The sequence below is a fragment of the Halobiforma lacisalsi AJ5 genome (assembly GCF_000226975.2).
GTDB classification, from domain to species: Archaea; Halobacteriota; Halobacteria; order Halobacteriales; family Natrialbaceae; genus Natronobacterium; species Natronobacterium lacisalsi.
In genome coordinates this window covers 2,667,191-2,690,257 of sequence record NZ_CP019285.1, presented here as the reverse complement: position 1 = coordinate 2,690,257, position 23,067 = coordinate 2,667,191, and the positions used below count along the sequence as shown (strand labels likewise).

Genomic DNA, 23,067 nt, shown 5'->3' with positions numbered 1-23,067 from the left:
GAGGGGCATAACGTCCTCGTTCCAGGACCGACGCATCGATCCAGTGACAGGATTCGATCCGACAGGTCGAGTGCCGCCGTCTCAGGCCGTGTCGCGCCCTACACGTCGAGTTCCTCGAGCAGCGTCTCCGCCGCCGCCGACGAGGAACCGGGGCCCCGACCGGTGAGCAGGTCGCCGTCGACGGTGACGCTCGTGTCGCTCTCGAGTTCGGCGTCCCAGTTGCCGCCGGCCGCTTTGACCTCGTCCTCGACCCAGTAGGGGAGTTTGCGACCGCTCGGCATACAGTCGTTCTCGTCGACGATGCCCTCCTCCCACTCGTTGGGGAAGCCGGTCACGTCGCGACCGTTGACGATGAACGCACCGTGGCTGTCGCGGGCGAACGCCAGGATGCCGACCGCGTGACAGACGACCAGTGCCTTCCCGTCGTCGCCCTCGACGGTGTCCCGCAGGAGACGGCGCGCGTCGCTGTCCTGGTTGACGTCCCATGCGGTGCCGTGGCCGCCGGGGAAGACGACGGCGTCGTAGGCCTCGGCGTCGGCTCGAGCGGTCGGGATCGGATCGTTCAGTCGCTCGTCGTTCTCGTGGACCTCGCGGACGTGTTCGGCGGTCTCCTCGCCGACCTCGTCGGGGTCGATCGAGCGCTCGTCGACTACCGGCGGCGATCCGGACGGCGTCGCGACCGTGATCTCGACCCCCGCATCCGACAGCGTCTCGAGGGGCTCGACGCACTCCTCTCCCCAGTAGCCTTCCTCGCTGACGACGAACAGTGCCGATGTCATACCCATCGGTACGCCGAGCACGGTAAAAACGTCCAGCCCTGCCCTCGCCTCTGCCGCCTCCGGAGGAGCTAACCCGCTCGAGTCACGGTCGATCGTATCCGGCGGGACTCTGCGAAGCCACCGCACCCGCCCTTTTGACCCGGCAGCACGTAGCAACCTATACCCATGCTACCGCGTTCCGCGCCGTTGGACGATCTCGAAGACCGGGGTAAAGCGGCGGTCGAGACCTTGCTGACCGAAGTCGGTGAGCGACTCGAGGACGCCGTGCGGACGTACACCCGGACCGTCGACGAGCGGAGCCGACTCGATCTCGCGGCGGGATGGACGGGAATCCGGATCGATCTCGTCGACGCGGGCGACGAACTGTTCGTCGTGGCCGACGTACCGGGGTACGAGCGCGACGATCTGACGGTTCGGCTCGAGGGGGAGACGCTGACGATTCGGGGGGACCGCGGCGGGGATCACCGTCGTTCGAGATCGGCGACCGAATCGGTCCACGACCGGACAGCGCCCGCCTACCTCCGACGTGAGCGGACCGCCCGGTCGTTCGCCCGCCGCGTTCGCCTCCCGGAGCCGGTCGCGACCGACGACGCGACGGCGTCACTGGACGACGGCGTGTTGACCGTCCGGTTCCCGAAGTACGCGTCGACGATGGAGGCGACCGAAATCGAGGTCGACTGACGTTCCCGCGTCACTCCTCGCGCTCGAGGTTCAGCGCCTCGAAGAAGCGTCGGGAGAGTCGATCGCCGGCGAACTCGAGCAGCGCGTCCGCGTCGTCGGCGTCGTCGGCGAACAGCCCCAGTTCGATCCGGCCGCCGGCCATGTCGTGGTGCCCCCCGACCTCTCCGAGTTTTCCGTACGCCTCGATGAGCGTCTCGCCCATGTGGACGCGGGGGTCGATCGAACGGCCGCTTATTCGGATCCCGTCGCCGACGATGCCGTAGACGAGGACGGTGTCGACCCCCTCGAGATTGAGCAGGTAGTCCGCAGCCTGTGGGAGCGCGTCGCTCTCGGCCGTCTTGCCTGCACTCGCGACCATCGAGGAACCGCGTCGGTCCCGGGTCGCGATCGCCCGGCCGATCGCGTCGAGCGTCGCCGGTGAGAACGCGCTGCCGTACAGTTGCTCGAGGGTCTCGAGGTCCGCCTCCGGGTAGACCGCCAGCGCGGCCTCGTACTCCCGGCGCGTCGGATCCCGGACGAAGTCGAGCCGTTCCCGATGGAGGGCGAACAACAGGGCCGAAGCTAGTCGCGTCGTCAACTCGACCTCGAGATCGGTGAGGTACTCGACGAAGATGGTCGCCGTCGCGCCGGACTCGGTCCGGACGTCCGCGAACGTGACTTCGTCGGAGCCGTCCGCGTTCGGATCCGGATGGTGGTCGACGACGATGTCGGGTTCGACCTCGGAGACTTCCGTGTTCCCGCCGGCCCGGGTGTGGTCGACGAACGCGACCCGTTCGTGGTCCTCGAGCGCGACCGAGGAAACGTGCCCGAGGTCGATCTCGAGCATGTTGACGAACGCGCGGTTTTGCTGGTGGGAAATCTCGCCGCCGTACCCGATCGTCACCTCGTCGACCCCGGTATCGAGGGCGATCGCTTCGAGCGCGAGCGCGCTCGCGAGACAGTCGGGGTCCGGATCGTCGTGACAGACGATCGCGAGCGACTCGGTCGACTCGAGGACCGCGGCGAGGTCTGCCGCGCGGCTCATGTTCGAACGTACGGGAAGCAGCGGTTTCAACCCAGCGTCGGCGTGAGTCGGGAAGTGGCGAATTCGCTGCTCGCCCGCACCGGCGAACGTGTCAATGAAACCACTATACTGCCGGACGACGAGGGGACGCCCGTGGTCTCGATCCGACCGCGTCCCGCGACGACGCTCTCGAGCTGGCACGAATAGAGGCCGACGCCCTCCGACGGCGCGCGGCCGACCGGTACACCGGGGAGCAACTGGGGCTGGGTCCCCTGCTCCCGGACGACGGGATCCCCGACGAGGAGTTCGACGGCGACGCAACCCGACCGGTCGTCGCCGAACGCGACGGCTCGGTCGTCGGCTGGGGCAGTCCACCTCGAGGACGGTTCGGCCGTCATCGCAGCGACGTTCGTCGACCCCGAACATGCGAGGTCCGGGGTCGGGCGGGAAATCGTCGATCACCTGCTATCCGTCGCCCGCGAGGAGGGCTACGAGACGGTGACGGTCCACGCCTCGCTCAACGCCGTCGGGTTCTACGAAGTGGCCGGGTTCGAGCACGTGCGGGAGATAGACATCGCTGGCCCCGCCGGTGCGGGGGTCGACGTTCCCGCCGTGCTGATGCGGACGACGCTTTCCTGATTGGCCCGCTCGAGTCGACCGGCGAGCGGTCGACCGGCCGCCGGAGTTCTCGCGTACCCGGCCGTCAGGTGCCCGTATCGTCTCCCGAACCGGTTCGGGGGGAGACATAGGGGAGCCCCGTTCGTCCCTCCGAATACGGACGCCGTGCCGTCGGTTTCGGCGGCACGGCCGATCGACCGCCGTCGGCAATGGGGGACTGCGCTCGCAGGATGGCGCGATAGCGAAAGCGACGCGAATCGATACCCGATCCGCCGACGGAAACCGGCACGCGACACTCGTACGCTCGAACACCCGCGACTCGAGGGACGGACACTATGATGCCACCAATCGATCGTCGACGGTTCGGAGATTTGCTCGGGGCGACTGCCATCGCCGCCTATCTGCTGATCGCCCTCGGAACTGCCGTGTCAACGACCGGGAGCGGCTCCTCCTGTACGACCTGGCCCAGTTGCTCGAGCGACTGGACGATCGGACCGATGACCGGCGACGCCCTGCTGTTCTGGGGCCACCGCGCTGCCGCACTCGCGGCCGGCCTCCTCGTCGTCGCGACCGCCCTCGCCGCGTGGCGACTCGACGTCGACCGCCGCGCGAAGGCCGGCATCGCGGTCGCCGTCGTCCTCTTCCCGGTCCAGGTCGCGCTCGGGGCCGCGCTCGTACTCGGTGCCTCGACGCTCGTCGGCGTCGCGCACCTCGTCTTCGCGATGGCCATCTTCGGCGGCCTGCTGGGCGCGCTGGCGGTGACACTGGAGAATCGCGCGCTCGAGCGCGAGCAGGGGGAGACCGACCTCACTGAACCGATCGCATCGGACCCCACGCTGACCTCGGCTCCGGCCGGGGATCCCGCCGACGGGCCCGAAGCGGAACCATCGACCGAGGTTCGGATCGAGGACCTGGGAACGATCGAACGGCTCCGGCGAACGGCCGGCGCGTATCTGACGCTGACCAAGCCCAAACTCATGTGGCTGCTCTGTCTGGTCGCGCTGGCGGGCGTCGGACTGGCGACGGTCACCGGCGAGTCGGTCGCCGTAAGCACGGTCGCCGCGACGCTGCTCGGCGGCGTGCTGGCGATCGGCGCATCGGGAACGTTCAACCACGTCCTCGAGCGCGACCGCGACCGGAAGATGGACCGGACGAACGATCGGCCGCTCGTCCACGACCTCGTCCCAGTCCGCAACGCCGTCGCGTTCGCGATCTGCCTCGTCGCCGCCTCGATAGCCGTCATGCTGACCTGGGTGAACGCCCTGGCCGCGGGGCTGACCCTCGCCGCGATCGCGTACTACTCGGTCCTCTACACCGCCGTACTGAAGCCGAACACGGCCTGGAACACGGTACTCGGTGGCGGTGCGGGAGCCCTGCCCGCGCTGATCGGCTGGGCGGCGGTCACCGGCAGCGTCGGTCTCCCCGCCGTGGTGCTCGCCGCAGTCATCTTCTGGTGGACCCCCGCCCACTTCTACAGCCTCGCGATCGCGTACCGCGAGGACTACGCCAGGGGCGGCTTCCCGATGTTCCCCGTCGTCGAGGGCGTGCTAACGGCCCGGCGACACGTCCTCCTCTTCCTCGGGGCGACGTTGCTCTCGGCGAGCCTGCTGGGCTGGCTCGCCGGGCTGGGCTGGCTCTACACGGTGACGTCGGTCGCGCTCGGGGCCGTCTTCCTCCGGTCGGTCGTCCGCCAGTACCGCGAATCGACCGACGACGCGGCGCTCCGGTCGTTCTACGTCTCGAACTACTACCTCGGAGCGATCCTCGTCGCGATCGTCCTCGAGACGATCGTCGTCGCCTGACACCGGGCCCGTCCGTACCGGACCCCGGTTTCCTCGATTCCCTCTTGTAGCCCCGTTTTACCGGACGAACCCATTCGTGTCGAATCCCGAAGACTGGGAACCGGACACGGTCGTAAACCACGTTCACGTCCTAGACGCTCGTATGAGCAAGTCAACCGATCCAGCGAAACCCTGCAACGGTGCCGAACGAGCGTGGGAACAGGGCTGTGACCCGTCGCTGATCGTCGACACGATCGCCGACCCGACGGCCAGACGCATCTACGAGGCGATCGAGCTCCCGACTACCGCTCGAGAGCTAGCCGCGGAACTCGATCTGCCGGATTCGACGACCTACCGGAAGCTCTCGAAGCTCGAGGAGGCCGGCCTGATCCGCGAGCTAGATCAGGGGCCGAACGTCGACCAGCCGGCCCGATACGTGCGACGGATCGACCGCGTTTCCGTGACCAGCGACGGCGAACTCCGTATCGACTGTCGCAAGGGTGGCAAGAACGTGTTCTGCAACCCGGACCTCTAACTGGCGCAGGACCGCGATCACGTTCACGTTCACGATCGCCGCTGCGGGCCCAACGGATGGCTCGCGACGAACCCGCGCTACTCGTCCATCGTGACCTCGAGATCGCCGTGGACTTCGGTCTGACAGGCCAACCGACGCCGAGATCGGTCGACGTCGGTTTCGTCTCCGTCTCCGTTTCCGTCTCCTCCCTCGCAGGGACTGTCCTCGCACGGCTCCGACAGCCGATTCCGCTCCGCCTCCGTCAACTCGTTCGTCTCTCCCTCGACGGTGACGGCACACATGCCGCAGACGCCGTTGCCGCACAGCGAGACGGGGGTCGCACTCGAGAGTGCACCCCTGGGGAGCGCCCGCAGGAGGTTGCGGCCGTCCTCGCACTCGATCCGTTCGCCGTCGAAGCGTATCGTTGGCATGGCTGCGTTCTTCAGTCGTCCGCGTCGCTTTCGTCGGCGATCGATAGCTCGAACAGTTCGCGCGCTGCCCGCAGCAACTCGGGATCGTCCTCCCGGGCCGCCTCGCGGAGCCGGTCCGTCGGCGGTCCGAACAGCCGGCCGGCGAAGGAGGTGGCGAACTCCTCGAGGATCCGTTCGGGATCGGCCTCGCCGTCGCGCAGGCGGTTCCGGGCGCGCTCGAGTTCGGCCTCGCGAACCGCCGCGGCGTGTTCGTGCAGCGCCCGCAGCGTCTCCTCGGCGCGGTTCTCGCGTTCCCGCCGGACGAACCGGATCAGATGCTCGTCGATCAGCGCCTCTGCCTCCGGTACCGCCCGTCGACGGCTCGTCCGGTCGCTGGCGAGCCGCTGGACGTCCGCGAGCGACCAGTACTCGATGGCAGGCCGCTCGGCGAGCGCCGGATCGACGTCCGCGGGGTTGCCGAGGTCGACGACCGCAGTCGGCGTCGCCTCGCCGTCCGCGAGCGCGTCGGTCCCGACGACAGGCTCGTCGGCCCCGGTCGCCGCGACGACCGCGTCCGCCGGGGCGACGATTTCGTCGATGCACTCGAGGCCGACGGCGACGCCGTCCCCGGTCGCGAGGTCGCGTGCCCGTTCGACGGTGCGGTTCGCGGCGTCGATCCTGACCCCGGGCCAACGCTCGCGGATCGCGTCGACGGCCGCCCGGATCACCTCGCCCGCGCCCACGACGGCGATCCGTTCGGGCGCGTCGACGCTCCCGGCGAGAAGGTCGCGAGCCGCCGTTCCGTAGTCGAGGCGCCCGTCGGCGATCCCCGTCTCGGCCCGGCAGGCGCGGCCGGCGCGGAGCCCACACTCCGCCGCCCGGCCGACGACGCCGTCGACCAGCCCCGCCTCGTCCGCGGCCTCGAGGGCACGGCGAAGCTGCCCGATGATCTCGTCCTCGCCGAGGATCGGGCTCTCGAGCCCGGCCGCGAGCCGCGACAGGTGCCCGACGGCGTCGAGGCCGGTGTGGATCCGCCCGACTGCGGCGTCGGCGGGTAGCGACAGCGTCCGTCGGGCGGCCTCGAGGGCGTTCGGCAGATCCGACGGCGACCGTCCGCCGACGTAGACTTCGACGCGGTTGCAAGTCGTGAGCACGAAACACTCGGTGATCCGATCCGTCGCGACGACCGACTCCGCGGCCGCGACCGGGTCGTCGGGCGCGAGGTCGCCGATCCGCTCGAGCGAGCCGTCGTGGCCCGCGACGGTCAGACAGGCGAGCCGTTCGATCGATCGCGGTTCCCCGTCGCTCGCGGCGCCCGCGGCGCCTTCCCTCGCCCCGGATCTCGAGGGGGAGGGCGACGCCGAAGCGGTCGTCTGGCTTCCGCTCTCGGTCCCGCTCTCGCTCGAGCACGAAGGCGAACGCGACCGAGCGGGGGATCGGGACTGCGATCTCGAGCGCGACCCCGAACGCCGGGATTGGATCGGATCTGACATGGTTCTCAGGTTCGAAGCGTGTCGGTCGGGACGTCGGTCGGCTCCTGGACGGTCCCGCTCTCTCCCTCGCCGAGGCCGAGTTCCTCGTCGGTCAGGTAACACCGCGGGTCCTCGGCCCAGAGGTCGCCGTTCTCGGCGACCGCCCGGGCCCGGGAGTTGCCCCCGCAGACCTCCTTGAACGGACACTCGCCGCACCGCCCCTCGAGGTGGCGGCTCGGTTCGGCGAGTTTCGACCAGACGTCGCTGTCCTCGAGAACCGCCTCGAGCGGCCGCTCGCGAATGTTGCCCATCGTGATCGTCGGCAGGAACATGCTCGGGTGGACGTCGCCGCGGTAGTCGATGTTGACCACCTTCGGGCCGCCGTCGCCCTTCTTGACGACGCGGCCGGGGCCGTCCTCGAACAGCAACTCGCGGGCGCGGTCGGCCCGTTCGGGCAACTCGCGCTGGATCTTCCGGTAGAGGTAGACCGCGTCGGCGTAGTTGCCCGCCGAGAGCAGTTGCATGCCGGGATCCGTCTCGGCCAACTCGAGCGTGCGCTCGAAGAGGTAGTCGACCATCTCCCGGGTGCGCTCGAACGGGAGATCGGTGTCGGTGATCGTCCCGCCCCGGCCCGTGTAGATCAGGTGGAAGACGTTGAGCCGGTCGACCTCGAGGTCGACGGCCAGATCGACGAGGTCGGGGAGGTCCGCGATCGTCTCGCGGGTCATCGTCGATCGGATCCCAGTGCTCATCCCGGCGTCCTGGGCGTTCTCGATCCCCTCGAGGGCCGCCTCGAACGAGCCCTCCTTGCCGCGGAACTCGTCGTGGGTGTCGCCGACGCCGTCCAGCGAGACCCCGACGTAGGCCATCCCCGCGTCGGCGACGGCCTCCGCGCGCTCGGGGGTGAGGTAGGTGCCGTTGCTCGAGGCGATGGTCCGCATCCCCTGCCGGTCGGCGTAGGCTGCGAGTTCGGCGATGTCCTCCCGGACGAACGGTTCGCCGCCGCTGAACACCAGCACGGGGACGTTCGCCGCCGCGAGGTCGTCGATGAACGCCTTCGCCTCTGCGGTCGAGAGCTCCTCGTCCGAACGGCTGTCGACCGCGCCGAAGTAGCAGTGCTGACACCGGAGGTTGCAGGCGGGCGTGGTGTTCCAGACGACGAGCGGGACGAGGGGCGAGTCGTCGCCCTCGTCCTGGGACTGGTCGCCGCGCTCGCCGTCCTCCCCTCCCCCGAACGTCCGCTCGTACTTCATCCCCTCGGGGCGGTTGTCGATGCCGTTGACGAATCTGGTGAGGTCGATCATGGCTGGAAGATTCCGCTCGGCATCTCGCCGAGTCCGTCGATTCGATCGACGACCGTCACGTCAGCCGGGCGGTCGGCCCGCAGCGGCTCGAGGTCGAGGACGGCCACCGAGGAGCGATCCATGTTGCCGACGTAACACTCGCGGTCGTCGGGCGAGACGACCACGTGCAGGGGTTCGCCGCCGACCTCGACCCGGCCGGCGACCGACAGCGTCTCGGCGTCGACGATCGTCACGTGCGCCTCGTCGTAGGAGTCGACCAAGACGTACCGATCGTCAGCCGCGGTCGCGGCGAAGCCGGTCGCCGTGCCGACGTCGACGAACGCGGTCGGGCGCCCGCCGGGAGCCGATCGTCGTCACGGGCGGGGACGTAGGCCCGCCGCCCGCCGGGGCCGTCGGCGAACGCGATGCCGTGTGGGTTCTCGCCCGTGGGAGCCGTCGTCCGAACCTCGCCCCGGGCGGCGTCGACGAACGTCGCGAACGACTCGCCCGCGTTGTTGACCGCGATCAGGTCGGTCCCCGGGACCGGGTAGATGTCGTGGGGATCGTCCCCGACCTGGTAGCGTTCGAGTTCCGACAACTCGGCCGTCGGCGACAGCGCGATCAGTTCGCCGGCGTTCTTCTCGGCGACGTAGACGAGTCCGTTCGGGCCGGTACACATCCCGGCGCAGCGACCGAGCGTCGTCGTGCCGATCCGCTCGAGTCGGAGCGCGTCGTCGCCGTCCGCGCCGTGGACCCGGAAGGCCACTACCCCGGGGTCGACGTCGTCGGGCAACTCCGCCGCCGTCCCGACGAACAGCCGTTTCCCGTCGTCGGTCAGCGCGCTCCCGACGGTCGCGACCCCGAGGTCGTCGATCCGCTGGACCGTCTTCATCCGTTCCAGGTCGACGGCCTCGAGGTGCGAACTCGAGATGTACAGCAGGATCGCGTGTCTCCCGTCCGGGTGGAAGACGGCCGTGTGGGGGTAGCTGCCGTCGCCGACCTGGGCGATCACCTCGCGGGTCGCCAGGTCGACGGCGCTGAAGTGGCTGCTACCCGCGTTTTTGACGATCGCGAGGCCGTCTCTGCCCCGCTCTCCGTCCGCGGTTTCCGTGTCGGGCGCGTCCGCCCGGGTCGTCTCGGTTTGGGTCTGCGTGGATCGTGTCATGGCGAATCACCGAAATCGAAACCGGTCGCGCCCTCGGTCAGGAAACAACTCGAGGGGGCGCTGTCCTCGGGGAGTTCGATCGTCGCCTCGACGGTCGGCGGTCGTTCTGTCGTCCGAACGAGTGGTCTCGTGTCTAGCACCGAAAAAGAATCCCCGCTCACGTTCGGGACGTAGCAGCGACGGCCGTCCGCGCCGAATCGCGGATGGCGGGGTTCCGGACCCGTTCGTACCCGTGCGACGGGCTCGAGCGTCTCGACATCGAGGAACGTCACGCGGTCGTCTTCGTAGGCGTCGACGACCGCGTACTCGCCGTCGGGGGTCACGTCGGGAAACGCCGTCGGCGTGCCGAGCGAGGGTCGCTCGAGCGGCGTCGGTTCACCGGCCACGTCGATCACCGTCACGCCGTCGCCCTCGGTGTTTCCGACGAACCAGCGATCGTGCGCGGCGGAGACGACGCCCCCTCGCGGGTTCAGCGCGTCGACGGTCCCGACGAGTTCCCGCTGCTCGAGGTCGAGGAACGAGACGCTTCCGTCCTCGACGTTGTTCACCCCCAGTAGCCCCACCGACGGCGCGTACGCCAGGTCCTGGGGATCCCCCGGTACGGAAAACCGGTCGCGAACCTCGAACGGGGGTTCGGCGTCCATCCGGACCACCGCATCGTCGGCTTTCAGCGCCACCCAGAGGTCCCCAGATCGATCGACGACGGCGCCGGCGCACTTCCCGATCTCGCGGGTGGCGACGGGCTCGAGTGCGGTAGCTTCCCCGTCGGCCGACTCGAGCGTCCGGAGGACCGTCAGCCCCGGGCCGTCGCCGTCGGGCAGTTCGCCGTACCCGGTGACGAACAGGTAGCGCCCGTCGCGGGAGGCTTCGATCCCGATCGGCGCGGTCCCGACGGCGTCGGTTCGCTCGACCGTCGACAGCGAGCCGAGGTCGACGGCTTCGACCGTGCTCGAGCCCGCGAACGCGACGTACACCCGCTCGCCGTTCGGGGCGACCGCCAGCCCGTGCGGGTGGCGCCCGTCGCCGACGGTCGCGACGTGGTCGCCACGACGGACGTCGATCGCGGCGACGCCCGTGTCGCGCATCAGTTTGACGAACGCCAGGTCGTCGGGCGGTACGCTCGAGTCGGGTTCGGCGGTCGCGGTGGGTCCGGATTCGGATCGGGTCATGGGAAGACGGTGGCTGAGATGGAGGGTAAGTGAGGGTGTGGTGCGGTGCGAGTCGATCGTTCAGCTCTCGGCGTCAGGCGTCCCAGTCCATGGCGAACTTCTTGGCGCGTCGCATCGGGAACTTACCCGTACAGTCGGTGAAGTCGCCTTCGACCTCCTCGATGTGTTCGCCGGTGTGGCTGTCGTAGACGTGAATCTCCCCCTCGGCCCAGTGGCTGACGAACACCTCCTGGCCGTCGTTGGAGAAGATCGGGTGGATGGCGTGGTCGCTTCCGGTCTCCACCTCGAACGCGACTTCGAGGGTCTCGCGGTCGATCGCGTACACCAGCTGATCGAGTTCGGGGTCGTCCCGCAGCGCGACGTCACACCAGATGTAGTCGCAGTCCGGGTGGTCGCGCAGGAACAGGCCGCCGCCGGGGACGTCGATCAGCTTCTCGAGTTCCCAGGTATCGGTGTCCCAGGCAGCGACGACGTCGTCGCCGATGTGGGTCGTGAACGCGCGGTGGCGCTCGGCGTCGAGCGCGCCCGGCCCCGGGTGCGGCACTGCGCCGACCTCGAGGTTCTTCACAAGTTCCTGCTCCTCGAGGTCGATGATCGACATGACGTTGTCGGTCTGGGAGGCCAGCATGAAGTAGCGGCCGTCCTTGGTGAAGAAGCCGTCGTGCAGGGTCCGGGCGCAGTCGATCTGTTCGACGACGGGGAAGTCGTCCTGGGTGTAGTCGATCAGCCACACCTGGCCGAGTTCCTTGAGCGCGGCGACCCAGACCCCATAGTGGGGCGCGTCGTACAGCGCACAGACCCGACTCTCGACGAACTGGCCGTCGAGGTCGATCCCCTGGGTAGTGATCTGCTTGAGCGGCTCCATCGTCTCCGCGTCGACGACGAACAGCTGTCCGGGGTTGTACAGCCCCGCGATGAGGTAGTCGTTGGTGCGGTTGAGCGAGAGGTCGCGGGCGTCGGTCCCGACCCGGACGCGTGCGACGCGGTTGAGCCCGAAAAGGTCGAGCTTGTACAGATAGCCGTCGCGGGCCATCGTGTACATGTATGCGCCCTCGCGTTCGTTCTCGGGGATGTCGCGGTGGAACTCGGTCACGTGGATCGCGTGGCCGACGTCCTCGATCCGACCGAGTTTCTCGTGGTTCTCCATGTCGACGTAGGACACGGAGGCGTTCCCCCGCTCGACGACCGCGAACATGTCCGTCAGGTCGTCGACCAACTGCGGCTCCTGGGGCAGTTCGCTCTCCTCGTTGAGGATCTCGTGGGTCGTCTCGACGTCCTCGATCTTTCGGTAGTCGAACTCGGCGGCCTCGTCGCCGACGAAGAGTTCCCCCTCCATCTGGGCGTGCCCCGAACCGCAGTACAGCGTACACTCGTAGAGGTGACGACCGGGTTCGTCGGCGATGAACTCGACCGACTGGCTGACCGAGTCCGGATCGGTGTCCTCCTCCAGACCGACGTGTTCGTCGTAGGGCTCGAGGAGGTGCCAGTCGTGGAGGTTGAAATCGGGGTTCTCCTCGAACGTCGATTCGACGAAGTCGATCTTGACCTTCGCTCCTTCGGGAACCTGGATCTCCTGGGGTTCGAAGCCCCACTGGTAGGCCCGCATCTCGAACTCATGGAGTTCGGCGTCTTCGTCACCTCCGGACCCACCTTCGGAGTCCTCGCCGTCGTCGGTCTCGGTCCCGTCGGCCGGCTCCTCGTCCCCCATACAGCCGGCGACGGCCGCCGTCCCGGCCGCAGCGGTTCCGGCCAGGAACCGACGCCGCTCCGGTAGGTCGAGGTCGATCCAGTCCGGGAAATCCAACTGCTCGTCGATCCCCATCTCCTCGGCGTCGTCTACCCGCATCGCGTAGGCTTTCTTGATTCGCTCGATTCGTTCCGCCGTCGTCTTCGCGTCGTCTGATGGATGTTCGCTCTCTGACATGGCTGTCGGTTCCGAACGCGGATCGGTCGTACGGGTCGCTACAGGCGACGATCACTACAGTGAACACTTGGTATCGGAACACGACCCCCACCCGCTGAGAACCGATGCGGAACAATTCGCGTCCATACTCACTCACTGGGATGGGTGGCGAAGCGGTTCGCCTCGAGGTTCATAACCCCCGACAAGGGCAGCCACGCACGCGCGAGACGCGGCGGGCATACGACCTGTCTCGCCGGACCCAACGTTTTCTTCGCGTGTGCCCGCCGGCGTGTCCCGGCGCGCTCGAGCACCGATCACGGTCACGACTCGAGTCACACACGTCAACCCCGACCCGAACGCGTTCCGGTTCCTTCCTGTCTAGCGGGAACTCGGGGGAGGGTATTAGCGACAGAAGCGTCGATTCTCGCTCGAGACCATGGCCTCCGACGACGTCCCTTCGACGCCGGCCCTCGACAGGCGGTCGTTCCTCAAAGCGACCGGGACCGGAGGAACCCTCGCAGTCGCGGCGACCGCCGGCTGTACCGATCTCCGGGCTGCCGACCGGGACGACGTCGTCCTGTCGCCGCCGGAGGGCTACGACGAGGACGTCGCCGCGGAACTTCCCCACCCGACCTACGGCGACGAGGTGCCCGAGGTGACGATCCCCGCGCCGCTGGCCGACCGGGAGGTCACCACGACCGACTTCGTCGGGGAGCGCCACTCGCTGTACACGTTCCTGTTCACGCGGTGCTCGTCGGCCTGTCCCGGCCTGATGGCGAACCTCGTGCACGTCCAGGCGGACTCGCTCGAGGAGGGGTACGCGGACGACGTAACCCTGTGTCCGGTCACGTTCGACCCGGAACACGACACGCCGGAAGTGCTGGCGGCGTACGAGGAGGACCACGGCGTCGACGACGACGCCGGAAACTGGTACACGCTGCGCCCGGAGACGCCGGCAGCGGCCACGGACGTCGTCGACGACACGTTCGGGGTCACGTTCGCGGAAACGGACGACGCGGACGGGATGGCGTTCATGCACACCAACCTGGTGCTGGTCGTCAACGAGGGCGGCCACGTCGAACGCGCCTACACCGGTGACGTGCCCACGCCGGCGGACGTCGTCGACGACGTCCGAACGCTGCTCGAGAAGTGGTGAACCGGTAGACGCGGGCTGTCGCAGCCCGACTCGAGGTCGCGAGGCCTGTTGGGACCGGCGATCGGTCCGACGTGGCAGGGATCGGACAACCGCTCGTCGCATCGCTGTCCATCTAATTCTTCACGGAAATATATTGGTTCAATAAATATAGTAGATGATCCAATAACTACTGCTACCTGATCTATCGAATATGTACGGGAGAATGAATAGGGGGGTTGGATACCGAGTTCCGCCTGGAGCGAGCTATGACGACCACAGACAACGGAGAGGAGATACCGTTCATGCAACGGTTGTACAATCGAATCTGGCTTCTCGCCGCGGCAGCGCTGCTGTTTTTCGCGCTGTCGTACTCCGGTTGGGGGATGCTGGATCTACTGACGATTCCATCGGGGTGATTCAGGATGACGTCACCGATCAAACCGCCGAAAGGAAACTGGTGGGACCAACCCGTCAACAGACGTGAATCGATCTGGCTGGGGCTCGGCGTCGGCTGGGCGCTAGTACTGTTCGGGTGGATGAGCGCGTTCACCCGGATCGGCGACCAGAACCCGATCGGCGAGACCTACCGCGTCACCGAGGACGAACTCCGGGAGAAAGTCGACGCCTTCAAAGACGCCGCCGAGGAGCGCGAGGACGGCGCGTACGTCCCCGACGGCGACGACGTCTTCGTCGTCGGCCAGCGCTTCGACTGGGACGGGCTCCCGGTCGTCCTCGAGACCGGCAAGGAGTACGACTTCCACCTGAGTTCGTACGACGTCCAGCACGGCTTCTCGATCCGCCCGGAACACGCCTTGAGCCAGCAGATCAACCTGCACGTGATGCCCGGCGAAGAGTGGATCGTCCCCATGGAATTCGACGAACCCGGGACCTACCACGTGCTCTGTAACGAGTTCTGTGGCGAGGGCCACCGCGGCATGCACGGAACGATCATCGTCGAGGAGGGTTCACAATGACGCACGCGCTCGACGTCTTCGGCTGGTTCGACAACGAGTACGACGACGACGGGTTCCGCACGTGTTCGGTGACCGGCTTCGACATCCACCGGTCCGTCGAGAACCACGTCAAACTGTTCGGGGTGACTGCGGTCGTCTTCCTGCTGATCGGCGGTATCTTCGCGACCACCGTCGCCACCACCCGGTGGGAGCTCATCGGCTTCCTCGAGCCGGGTGACTACTACAAGCACCTGAGCATGCACGCCTGGAGCATGCTCCTGTTCTGGATCGTGTTCATGGAGGTCGCGATCCTCTACGTCGGCGGCCCGATGGTGCTCGGGCGCAAACTGCCGCTACCGTCCCTGGCGAAGGTCGGGTACGTCGTCATGATGGCCGGCGTCCTGACGATCTACTACGCCATCTGGACGGCCTCCGGGAACCCGGTCGCCGACAACGCGCCGCTGCTGACCGCGTACGTTCCCCTCGAGGTCAACCCGCTGTTCTACGCCGGTGCGATCGTCTACATCGTCGGGATCGTCGTCGCGGCGCTGCCGTTCTTCCTGACGATCTGGTACGAGAAACGCGAGAACGGCGGCACGCTGCCGCTGGTCACGTTCGGCGCGTTCGTCACCGGGATCATCGCCGTCGAGGCGCTGGTCGGCGGTCTCGTCGCCTTCGCGGGCGCGCTGGCCTACAACTTCGGTCTCGCGGAGTGGTTCGACGCCGGCGTCTACCGCCAGTGGTTCTGGATCATCGGCCACGGCACCCAGCAGATCAACCTCGTAGCCATGATCACCGTCTGGTACCTCTTCACCCACGTCCTCGCCGGGGCCGAGGTCGTCAGCGAGAAGGTCTCCCGGACGGCGTTTATCCTCTATCTGTTCTTCATCAACCTGGGCGCGGCCCACCACCTGATGGTCGACCCCGGGCTCTCGGTCGGCTGGCGCGTCTGGAACACCTCCTACGCGTTCTACGGGGCGACCTTCGCCAGCCTCGTGCACGCCTTCACGATCCCCGCCGGCCTCGAGGCGGGTCGCCGCAAGCGGGGTAAGGGCGGCGGCCTCTTCGGCTGGCTCACGTCCGCGCCCTGGAAGAACCCGATGTTCTCGACGTCGATCTTCGCGATCATCCTGTTCGGGTTCCTCGGGGGCATCACCGGCGTGATGATGGGGCAGCTCCAGCTCAACATGAGCTGGCACAACACGTTCGCGACGGTCGGCCACTTCCACAGCACGGTCGTGCTCGGGACGACGGTCACGTTCATGGGCGTCGTCTACTTCGTCATCAGGACGATGTTCATGCGGGAGTTCGTCTCCTCGAAACTGGCCTCGTTCCAGCCGTACCTCTACTGCAGCGCGATGGCGGTCACCGCGCTGATGATGATGTACCTCGGCATCCTCTACGGGATCCCCCGCCGGACCGCGGAAGTCGTCCGGAACATCCCGCGGACCGACTTCAGCCTCATTGAGGCCGCGCCGCTGTTCAACGTCTTCGGCGTCTTCGCGCTGCTGGCGATCACCGGCGGCGCGCTGTTCGTCCTGCTTGCCGTCGGCTCGCTGCTGTTCGGCGACCGGATCGAGCCCGGTGGAAACGGCGACCTCGTGGCCGACGGCGGCCTCGAGATGGCGACCGATCCGGAGGACCCGGTTCACGCCTACGAGATGCGTGGCACCTTCGTGCTCTGTCTGTTCTTCCTGGGGGTGTTCGTCGTCGCGTACGCGTTGAACTGGTTCCTGCTCACGCAGCTGTGGTCGATCGGGGCGTAAGCGTGGCTGTGGGTCCGACCTCGGATCCGGGTTCGGAACCGGGATCGGAATCGGATTCCGATTCCGACCGGGATCCGGTCCCGACACCCCTCCCCGTCCCGCCGTTCGCCTCTCCCGCCGTCGTTCGCTGACGGCGGCTAGTCGTCCCGTTCCCGACCGTCACACGCCGTACCGACCCGTCGTTGTGGCGAGCCGGTACGTGAACCGTGAACCGAGAACCGACCCGATCTAACTCGTCCGACTCGACTCGAGCGACGTTCGCCACGATACGATCCACTCAACACATCACCAGACGATCCATGCCCGATTCGCAGCACGTTCCCTCACGACCCGGAATCGTCCGACGCACAGCGAGACAGGCCTGGCGCAACCTGTTGAACGTTTACTACACCAACACGACGGTCTGGCGCTACCTCAAAAGCGGCGCGCTGGTGTGGTTCGGGCTCATGCTCTGGGCCTTCTCGAACCTCCTGCTGTCGTACCGGCCGGACCTGACGGTCATGTACTACACGATGGCCTACGGGTTCGTGTTGATCCTGTGGGGGCCGCTGACCCACTTCGTCGTCGTGCCGCTGGTCATCCGCCTCCGTCGATCCGGGGCGACTGGCGTCACCGGGACGATCGCCCGTCACGGCTCCAAGATCAACCTGGCCGTGTTCTTCGCCCTCGTGATCCTGCTGGGGGCGATGCCGTTCGGACCCATGGTACTCGACTTCCAGCCGTCGTCGACCGACGGCACGCAGAGCGTCGCACCCCCCGAACTCGAGTGTTCGAAGACCGACGAACTCGTCACGTGTTCGATCTCCCACGAGGAGGGGTACGACCGCGTGGTCGTCTCCGACGCCGACGGCGAGATCACGACCGTCGACGAACCGCCCTACGAGTTCGAGATCGATGCCGCGGGACACGACCAGTTCGTCGTCGAACTCGTCGACGAGGACGGCGAGATGGTCGACCGGCGCGTCAAACGGATCGGGTCGATTCCGTCCGAATCCGAGTCCGGGTAGTACGGGCTATAATTCGCAGCCGTCGCTCGAGGGGACGTCTTCCGCCTTCTCCGTCGCTCCTCTCCGCTTTCTTTTATCGGTCCCGTTCCGACTGCTGTCCCTCGACGACCAGGACCCCACGCCGGTGAGGAGTCGATGACGGTCCGGGACGGTCGGTTCGCCCATCGACTCGAGCGGACCGGTAGCGTCTTTGCTTCTCGAGGTCCAACCCCGACCCGTGACCGAGCTTCGATACCTTCCCGACGCGGACGACGTGACGACGTTCACGGCCACCGTCACCGAAGCGAGCCGGGACAGCGTGTTCCTGGACGGCACCTACTTCTACCCCGAGGGCGGCGGACAGCCGTCCGACCGGGGCGTCCTCGAGTGGGACGGCGGGGTCGCGGACGTCGTCGACGTCAAGAAAGATCACGGCGACGTGCGCCACGATATCGAGCTTCGATCCGGCGAGCCCCCGGCGGAAGGGACGACGGTCGAGGGTCGAATCGACGAGGAGCGTCGCCGACGATTGAGCCGGATGCACACCGCCCAGCACGTCGTGTCCCGGGTGGTGCTCGACGAGTTCGGCGCGAGCACCGCCGGCAACCAGGTGTACCCCGACCGGTCGCGGATCGACTTCGAGCCCGCGTCGTTCGACGAGGACGACCTCGCGCTCATCGAGCGCCGCAGCAACGAGGCGATCGAGCGCGACCTCCCGGTAGTCAAGGAGAACCGACCGCGACCGACTGTCGAGGAAGAGGTCGACGAAGGGCGCGCGCTGCTCGACATGATCCCCGACTCCGTCGACCCGCTGCGGGTCGTCGAGATCGAGGACTTCGACATGTGCCCCTGCGGCGGCACGCACGTCTCGAGCCTCGGCGAACTCGGCGGGATCACGATCACGGATACGACGTCGAAAGGAGCGGACGTCGAGCGACTCGAGTTCGAACTGTCGGACGGCTAAGGGCGAAGACGGGCGGTCGACCTCGAGTCACGGATCGCCGCCGATTACGGGGCGTGAGGAGTTCTTGACTACCAGCAGGCTGCTGGTCGCCATCGCGACCGCCGCGAACAGCGGGTTGATGGCCCCGAGTACGGCAAGCGGGATCGCGACCGCGTTGTACAGCAGCGCCCAGCCGATGTTCTCGCGGATGCGCCGTCGGGTCCCCGCCGCCAGATCGAACACGGTGTGGACGTCCCGCAGGTCGCTGTCGGTGACGATCGCGTCCGCGGCGTCGGCCGCCCGCGCGGTGCCGTTGCCGAGCGCGATTCCGAGGTCGGCCGCGGCCAGTGCCGGGGCGTCGTTGGTCCCGTCGCCGATCATAGCTGTGACGCCACCCCTCGAGAGCCGACGGACCGTCTCGACCTTGCCGTCCGGCGGGACGCCGGCGAAGACCCGGTCGACCGCGGGGTGATCCCGGAACTCCTCGGCCGCCGACTCGTCGTCGCCGGTGAGGACGACGACCTCGCGGTCATCGACCGCCTCGAGGACGTCGCGCCACTCGTCGCGGGCGCGGTCCCCGACGACGGCGACGGCCCGTGCCCGGCCGTCGTAGCCAATGACGACGGGTAGACGGCCGCGCTCCCGCGCTTTCGTCGCGGTCGCCTCGAGGTCGTCGGGGACGGAGCCGACGAGCCGTTCGACGAGGTCGACCGTACCCACGACGACGCGGTCGCCGTCGACGCGGCCGCTGACACCCTCGCCGGGGTGGCGTTCGAACTCCTCGACGGGGCCCAGGGGGCTCGAGGTCGAGTCACCTGGCGGGGTCGGCTCCGTCGCCACGGCTGGGTCGGCGACGCCACCGTCGGCCCGGACGGCCTCCGGTGTCGCCACCGCATCTTCGTCCTCGAGTCCGTCCGCGTACGCCGTGATCGCGGCCGCGACCGGGTGCTCGGAGAGCCGTTCGACCGCCGCGGCCTTCCGGACGGCATCCCGATCGCCGTCGACCGCGAGCACCTCCATCTCGCCCTCGGTCAGCGTTCCGGTCTTGTCGAAGACGAGCGTGTCCGCGGCGGTCGCGGACTCGAACAGTGCCGAATTCGTGACGACGACGCCGCGCTCGAGGGCATCGCGCAGCCCGGACGCGACCGCCAGCGGCGTCGCAAGCCCCATCGCACAGGGACAGGAGACGACCAGCACGGTCAGTCCGGTCAGCAGGGCGTCGGCTGGAGCCGTCCCGGTTGCGAGCCGGTAGGCGGTGACGACCGTCGCGAGCACGAGGACGAACGGAACGAAGATCGTCGCCAGCTTGTCCGCGAACCGCTGGACGCCAGGGGACTCGCTCTGGATCTCCCACAGCAGCGTGGCGATCCGGTCGAGCGTGCTCTCGGCGTCCTCGTCGACCTCGAGCACGAGCGCGCTGTCGGTGACGACCGCGCCGCCGACGACCGCGTCGCCGACCTCTTTGGTGACCGGCAGCGACTCGCCCGTCAGCACCGACTCGTCGACGTCCGCGGTGCCCTCGAGCACCTGCCCGTCGATCGGGACCCGTTCGCCCGGCCGGACGACGACCTCGTCGCCGGGCTCCAAGTCGTCGACGGAGACGGTCTCCGTGCCGCCCGCGGTGCGACGGGTCGCCTCGCGGGTCCGAGCGGCAGTCAGATCCGAGAGGAGGTCGGTCGCCCGCCCCTTGATCCGTCGCTCGTAGTAGGTGCCGAGGCTGACGACCATGATCACCGCGACGGTCACGTCGTAGTAGAGGTGCATACTGCCCATCGCGAGGGCGACCGTGCTGTAGGCGTAGGCTGCGACCGCCGCGATCGCGATCAGCAGATCCATGTTCGGCCGGCCAACGCGGAGGCTGACGTAGGCTCCTCGGAGGACGGGATAGCCGGTGTAACACAGGACCACGGCCGTCATCAGACCGATAAAGGCCATGGGCAGGTAGAACCCGACCGAGGTCGTCGCGTCGACGGTGAGAATTCCCGTCTCGAGGCCGACGTAGCTGGGGTAAAGGTAGAAGAGGTACCACGGCATGATCAGCATCGCCATGAATCCGCCGACGAGTAGTCGCTGGATGAGGTCGTCGTTCCGGGTGCGGCCGTCGACCTCCTCGTCGGGGAACCGCGCGTCGTAGCCGTGTGCCGACAGCGTGTCGGGGAGATCCGTCCGCTCGAGGTCGTCGGGATCGTAGACGATGCGGGCGGTGTCGGTGGCGTAACTGGCCTCGACGCGGCGGATGCCCTCGCTTCGCTCACCGAGCAGGCTAACGAACCCCTCGCAGGTCGAGCAGTGCATGCCGTCGATCGAGAGAAACGCCACCTCGGCGTCGTCGGGGACGTCGCAGTGCTCGTCGCCGTCGGAATCGTGGGCGCGCTCCCTGACAGCTTCGCGGTCGACGTCGAGGTCGTCGCTCGCCGAAAGCGTTCGGCTGACTTCGAGACAGCCACGACAGCAGAAGGTGCCGTCGACGCCCTCCTCGGTCACCGGCTGCTCCGGCGTTGGCAACTCACAGAGTGAACAGGTGGTCATCCCCTGACCGACCGTTGGACCACTCGGCCGATAGACGTGGTGACGAATATGTTCGACGGATACCGTACCTGAGACGCCGAAAACCGGCAGGACTCGCGAGATCCTTATAAATAACTGTAATATAAAGAGGTGGCTAAATCGGTTCGGGGTACGTTCCCACACGTATGAGCCATTATCCGATCCGGGACGGGGCGACCGGATATCCGGGCCCCAAGAACGGGCGGAGGGTCGCGCTCGAGGCCACCGCTCGGCGGTCCCGCCCCGGATGCGCCGCCCATGCCGGAGACTGGCTTCCGGAAACGGCTTTTCGCCCTCTCGAAGCCGTCGGTCCCGCGAACGGGGGTGGCCGCCGATGAGCGACGAGTCGGTTGACGACCGGTTCCGGATCACCGTCACCGTGACTGACGAGGAAACGATTCTGGACCTCGTCGATCGCGTCGACGACGTCGTCGACGCCCGCGTCGTCCCCGACGGTGGGGCCGACGACCTCGTCCCGCCACAGAGCCGTCCCTCGAGCGTCCGGGTCGATCTCCGCGATCTGACGCCGAAACAGTGGGAAGCCCTCGAGTTGGCGTTCAAGAGAGGATACTACGATCAGCCCCGATCGGTCGACCTCCAGGCGCTCTCCGAGGAGCTCGATATCTCGAAATCGGCGGTCTCCCAGCGGCTCCGCTCGGCCGAGGCGACGGTCGTCGAGAGCGTCCTCGAGGGAGCGATGTCGGCGTCGAACGGCTGATACGGGTTACTATAAGAGGGGACCCGTCGTCGTACTCGTTGTCAGTCGCGGCGTGACCGCCCTCGGGTCGCGGTTGCGCCGGTACATCGGACAGCAACCGTATGAGTCGTCCTCTCCTTGCTTTCTCCTCCGACGACGAGAGCGCTCTCCGACCGCCGACTCACGACGAGAGAAACGATCTGAGCAACTTCGACTCCGCCGCGTTGAGTCGCTGTGAGACGGCCGATCGCGAAATCTCCAGTCTATCGGCAAGTTCCTGGAGGTCCGTCCGACGGGGCCGGTCGTAGTAGCCCAATTCTACCGCCAGTTCGATCGCCTCCCGCTGCTTGGCCGTGATGTCGGCCGCGTCGACCGACGGCTCGTCCCGCTCGGCTCCGGCTCCGGCTTCGGCTTCGTCGGTAGTGATTCGCTCGAGTCGCACCGAGCCGCCGGTTTCGCGGATCGCGGCGACGATGTCGGTAATCAACTCCCGGTCGCGAACGACGATCGTGAAGACGAGCGATCCGTCCCTGATGGACTCGAGCGAGAAGACGCAGTCGAAGGCCGAGATCGCCGGGCAGACACAGTCCGACCCGATGTCGGCCGACGTGTGGATCCGCTTGCGACCGCTGCCCCGTCCTGCGGTCCGGTTCCCGTTCCCATTCCCCTTCCCGTTCGCATTTCGCGACGCGACCGTCACTTCACTGTGACAGGTGCGACAGTCACCGGCACACGACAGCGTCTGGGAGACCGCCGCCGCGTTCGGGGCCTTCCGGGCGAGCGGACAATCCGGCGGGTCGACGAGTAGCGTCGCCTCGAGCGGAGTGCCCCTCGACTCCGAACTCGTCGCTGCGGAAGCGTCGGTGGCCATGTTCGTATCCACCGCTCTCGAGCGAATATATGATCGGTCACGTTCCAACTGGGTGGGAACCGACGGCAGGTGTAGCGGGGAGACGCTTCCCGTCCCTATACGAGCGCGGCCGAGGACGGGTGTCGAACGAGTGGAAACGGAAGGAAAACGAGACGAGGGATGACTGGATTAGTCCGCGTTGAGGGGCGGTCGGGCCGACTGGGCCTCGTCGGAGGCGTCCGCAGGCGTATTCACGAACATCGCGTGGCCGATGATTCCCATCGAGACGAACGCGCCGATCGGGACTGCCGTGGTAAAGGACATGCCCACGACGAGGAGGGCTGCGGTGATCCCGAGCAGTGCGACTGGGATGAGGCCGAGAACGATGTCGTAATATCCAGTCATAATCTAT

General features: G+C 67.5%; 24 protein-coding genes. 11 read left to right on the top strand and 13 right to left on the bottom strand.

Annotated features, from left to right (window positions below; genetic code table 11):
• Positions 1-98: 98 nt before the first annotated feature.
• On the bottom strand, positions 99-779 hold the full coding sequence (locus tag CHINAEXTREME_RS12985; RefSeq protein WP_007141781.1) for a type 1 glutamine amidotransferase domain-containing protein: 681 nt from the start codon (positions 777-779) through the stop codon (positions 99-101).
• Between the two features lie 186 nt (positions 780-965).
• Here CHINAEXTREME_RS12985 and CHINAEXTREME_RS12980 point away from each other — a divergent pair, with 186 nt between their 5' ends.
• Positions 966-1,460, top strand: coding sequence for an Hsp20/alpha crystallin family protein (locus CHINAEXTREME_RS12980; RefSeq protein WP_238593277.1), 495 nt, complete (start codon positions 966-968; stop codon positions 1,458-1,460).
• Between the two features lie 10 nt (positions 1,461-1,470).
• On the opposite strand, the gene CHINAEXTREME_RS12975 is transcribed toward CHINAEXTREME_RS12980, so the two are convergent.
• Both CHINAEXTREME_RS12975 and CHINAEXTREME_RS21490 read right to left on the bottom strand, forming a co-directional pair.
• Positions 1,471-2,484: a DHH family phosphoesterase gene (locus tag CHINAEXTREME_RS12975; protein WP_007141779.1), complete on the bottom strand. Its 1,014-nt coding sequence runs from the start codon at positions 2,482-2,484 to the stop codon at positions 1,471-1,473.
• A 26-nt stretch (positions 2,485-2,510) separates the two neighbouring features.
• Entirely contained in the window at positions 2,511-2,861 is a 351-nt protein-coding gene (locus CHINAEXTREME_RS21490) for a hypothetical protein (RefSeq protein ID WP_007141778.1), read from the bottom strand.
• Here CHINAEXTREME_RS21490 and CHINAEXTREME_RS21485 point away from each other — a divergent pair.
• The 3 genes from CHINAEXTREME_RS21485 to CHINAEXTREME_RS12960 all read left to right on the top strand — a co-directional run bounded on the left by CHINAEXTREME_RS21485 (position 2,860) and on the right by CHINAEXTREME_RS12960 (position 5,397).
• On the top strand, positions 2,860-3,102 hold the full coding sequence (locus CHINAEXTREME_RS21485) for a GNAT family N-acetyltransferase (RefSeq protein WP_085946397.1): 243 nt from the start codon (positions 2,860-2,862) through the stop codon (positions 3,100-3,102). The genes CHINAEXTREME_RS21490 and CHINAEXTREME_RS21485 overlap by 2 nt on opposite strands.
• 314 nt (positions 3,103-3,416) lie before the next feature.
• Positions 3,417-4,883: a heme o synthase gene (gene cyoE / locus CHINAEXTREME_RS12965; RefSeq protein WP_007141777.1), complete on the top strand. Its 1,467-nt coding sequence runs from the start codon at positions 3,417-3,419 to the stop codon at positions 4,881-4,883.
• Between the two features lie 142 nt (positions 4,884-5,025).
• A complete protein-coding gene (locus CHINAEXTREME_RS12960; protein ID WP_029601653.1) occupies positions 5,026-5,397 on the top strand; it encodes an ArsR/SmtB family transcription factor in 372 nt (123 codons plus the stop codon).
• A gap of 77 nt (positions 5,398-5,474) precedes the next feature.
• Here CHINAEXTREME_RS12960 and CHINAEXTREME_RS12955 read toward each other — a convergent pair whose 3' ends face one another.
• From CHINAEXTREME_RS12955 to CHINAEXTREME_RS12930, 7 genes are all read right to left on the bottom strand, one after another.
• A complete protein-coding gene (locus tag CHINAEXTREME_RS12955) occupies positions 5,475-5,807 on the bottom strand; it encodes a 2Fe-2S iron-sulfur cluster-binding protein (protein WP_007141775.1) in 333 nt (110 codons plus the stop codon).
• Between the two features lie 11 nt (positions 5,808-5,818).
• The gene (locus tag CHINAEXTREME_RS12950) at positions 5,819-7,279 is read right to left on the bottom strand and encodes a glutamyl-tRNA reductase (protein WP_007141774.1); all 1,461 of its coding nucleotides are present in this window, start codon (positions 7,277-7,279) and stop codon (positions 5,819-5,821) included.
• 5 nt (positions 7,280-7,284) lie between these two features.
• Complete coding sequence (locus CHINAEXTREME_RS12945) at positions 7,285-8,562, bottom strand: radical SAM/SPASM domain-containing protein (protein ID WP_007141773.1); 1,278 nt, start codon at positions 8,560-8,562, stop codon at positions 7,285-7,287.
• Positions 8,559-8,795: a YncE family protein gene (locus CHINAEXTREME_RS22260; RefSeq protein ID WP_238593276.1), complete on the bottom strand. Its 237-nt coding sequence runs from the start codon at positions 8,793-8,795 to the stop codon at positions 8,559-8,561. Before CHINAEXTREME_RS22260 ends, CHINAEXTREME_RS12945 begins: the two co-directional genes overlap by 4 nt.
• Positions 8,792-9,706, bottom strand: coding sequence for a YncE family protein (locus CHINAEXTREME_RS12940; protein WP_238593275.1), 915 nt, complete (start codon positions 9,704-9,706; stop codon positions 8,792-8,794). Before CHINAEXTREME_RS12940 ends, CHINAEXTREME_RS22260 begins: the two co-directional genes overlap by 4 nt.
• Positions 9,703-10,875, bottom strand: a complete 1,173-nt coding sequence (locus CHINAEXTREME_RS12935; RefSeq protein WP_007141771.1) for a beta-propeller fold lactonase family protein — start codon at positions 10,873-10,875, stop codon at positions 9,703-9,705. The genes CHINAEXTREME_RS12940 and CHINAEXTREME_RS12935 overlap by 4 nt, the downstream gene beginning before the upstream one ends.
• A gap of 73 nt (positions 10,876-10,948) precedes the next feature.
• The gene (locus tag CHINAEXTREME_RS12930) at positions 10,949-12,799 is read right to left on the bottom strand and encodes a cytochrome D1 domain-containing protein (RefSeq protein ID WP_007141770.1); all 1,851 of its coding nucleotides are present in this window, start codon (positions 12,797-12,799) and stop codon (positions 10,949-10,951) included.
• Positions 12,800-13,214: 415 nt separating this feature from the next.
• Between CHINAEXTREME_RS12930 and CHINAEXTREME_RS12925 the strand changes: the two genes are divergently transcribed.
• The 6 genes from CHINAEXTREME_RS12925 to CHINAEXTREME_RS12900 all read left to right on the top strand — a co-directional run bounded on the left by CHINAEXTREME_RS12925 (position 13,215) and on the right by CHINAEXTREME_RS12900 (position 18,582).
• Positions 13,215-13,934 (top strand): SCO family protein, encoded by a 720-nt coding sequence (locus tag CHINAEXTREME_RS12925; protein WP_007141769.1) that lies wholly within the window; start codon positions 13,215-13,217, stop codon positions 13,932-13,934.
• A gap of 245 nt (positions 13,935-14,179) precedes the next feature.
• Entirely contained in the window at positions 14,180-14,329 is a 150-nt protein-coding gene (locus tag CHINAEXTREME_RS21890; RefSeq protein WP_007141768.1) for a hypothetical protein, read from the top strand.
• Between the two features lie 6 nt (positions 14,330-14,335).
• The gene (locus tag CHINAEXTREME_RS12915; protein WP_007141767.1) at positions 14,336-14,887 is read left to right on the top strand and encodes a cupredoxin domain-containing protein; all 552 of its coding nucleotides are present in this window, start codon (positions 14,336-14,338) and stop codon (positions 14,885-14,887) included.
• Positions 14,884-16,632 carry a cytochrome c oxidase subunit I gene (locus CHINAEXTREME_RS12910; RefSeq protein ID WP_007141766.1) on the top strand — a complete coding sequence of 583 codons (1,749 nt, stop codon included), beginning with the start codon at positions 14,884-14,886 and terminating at the stop codon, positions 16,630-16,632. The genes CHINAEXTREME_RS12915 and CHINAEXTREME_RS12910 overlap by 4 nt, the downstream gene beginning before the upstream one ends.
• A 299-nt stretch (positions 16,633-16,931) precedes the next feature.
• A complete protein-coding gene (locus tag CHINAEXTREME_RS12905; RefSeq protein WP_007141764.1) occupies positions 16,932-17,639 on the top strand; it encodes a hypothetical protein in 708 nt (235 codons plus the stop codon).
• 217 nt (positions 17,640-17,856) lie between these two features.
• Positions 17,857-18,582, top strand: coding sequence for a serine-tRNA(Ala) deacylase AlaX (locus CHINAEXTREME_RS12900; RefSeq protein WP_029601648.1), 726 nt, complete (start codon positions 17,857-17,859; stop codon positions 18,580-18,582).
• A 27-nt stretch (positions 18,583-18,609) separates the two neighbouring features.
• Here CHINAEXTREME_RS12900 and CHINAEXTREME_RS12895 read toward each other — a convergent pair whose 3' ends face one another.
• Positions 18,610-21,090 (bottom strand): heavy metal translocating P-type ATPase, encoded by a 2,481-nt coding sequence (locus CHINAEXTREME_RS12895; RefSeq protein ID WP_007141762.1) that lies wholly within the window; start codon positions 21,088-21,090, stop codon positions 18,610-18,612.
• Between the two features lie 352 nt (positions 21,091-21,442).
• Here CHINAEXTREME_RS12895 and CHINAEXTREME_RS12890 point away from each other — a divergent pair, with 352 nt between their 5' ends.
• On the top strand, positions 21,443-21,826 hold the full coding sequence (locus CHINAEXTREME_RS12890; RefSeq protein WP_007141761.1) for a helix-turn-helix domain-containing protein: 384 nt from the start codon (positions 21,443-21,445) through the stop codon (positions 21,824-21,826).
• 160 nt (positions 21,827-21,986) lie between these two features.
• Here CHINAEXTREME_RS12890 and CHINAEXTREME_RS12885 read toward each other — a convergent pair whose 3' ends face one another.
• Both CHINAEXTREME_RS12885 and CHINAEXTREME_RS12880 read right to left on the bottom strand, forming a co-directional pair.
• Complete coding sequence (locus tag CHINAEXTREME_RS12885) at positions 21,987-22,676, bottom strand: helix-turn-helix domain-containing protein (RefSeq protein ID WP_007141760.1); 690 nt, start codon at positions 22,674-22,676, stop codon at positions 21,987-21,989.
• 168 nt (positions 22,677-22,844) lie between these two features.
• Positions 22,845-23,060, bottom strand: coding sequence for a hypothetical protein (locus CHINAEXTREME_RS12880; RefSeq protein ID WP_007141759.1), 216 nt, complete (start codon positions 23,058-23,060; stop codon positions 22,845-22,847).
• Between the last annotated feature and the right edge of the window lie 7 nt (positions 23,061-23,067).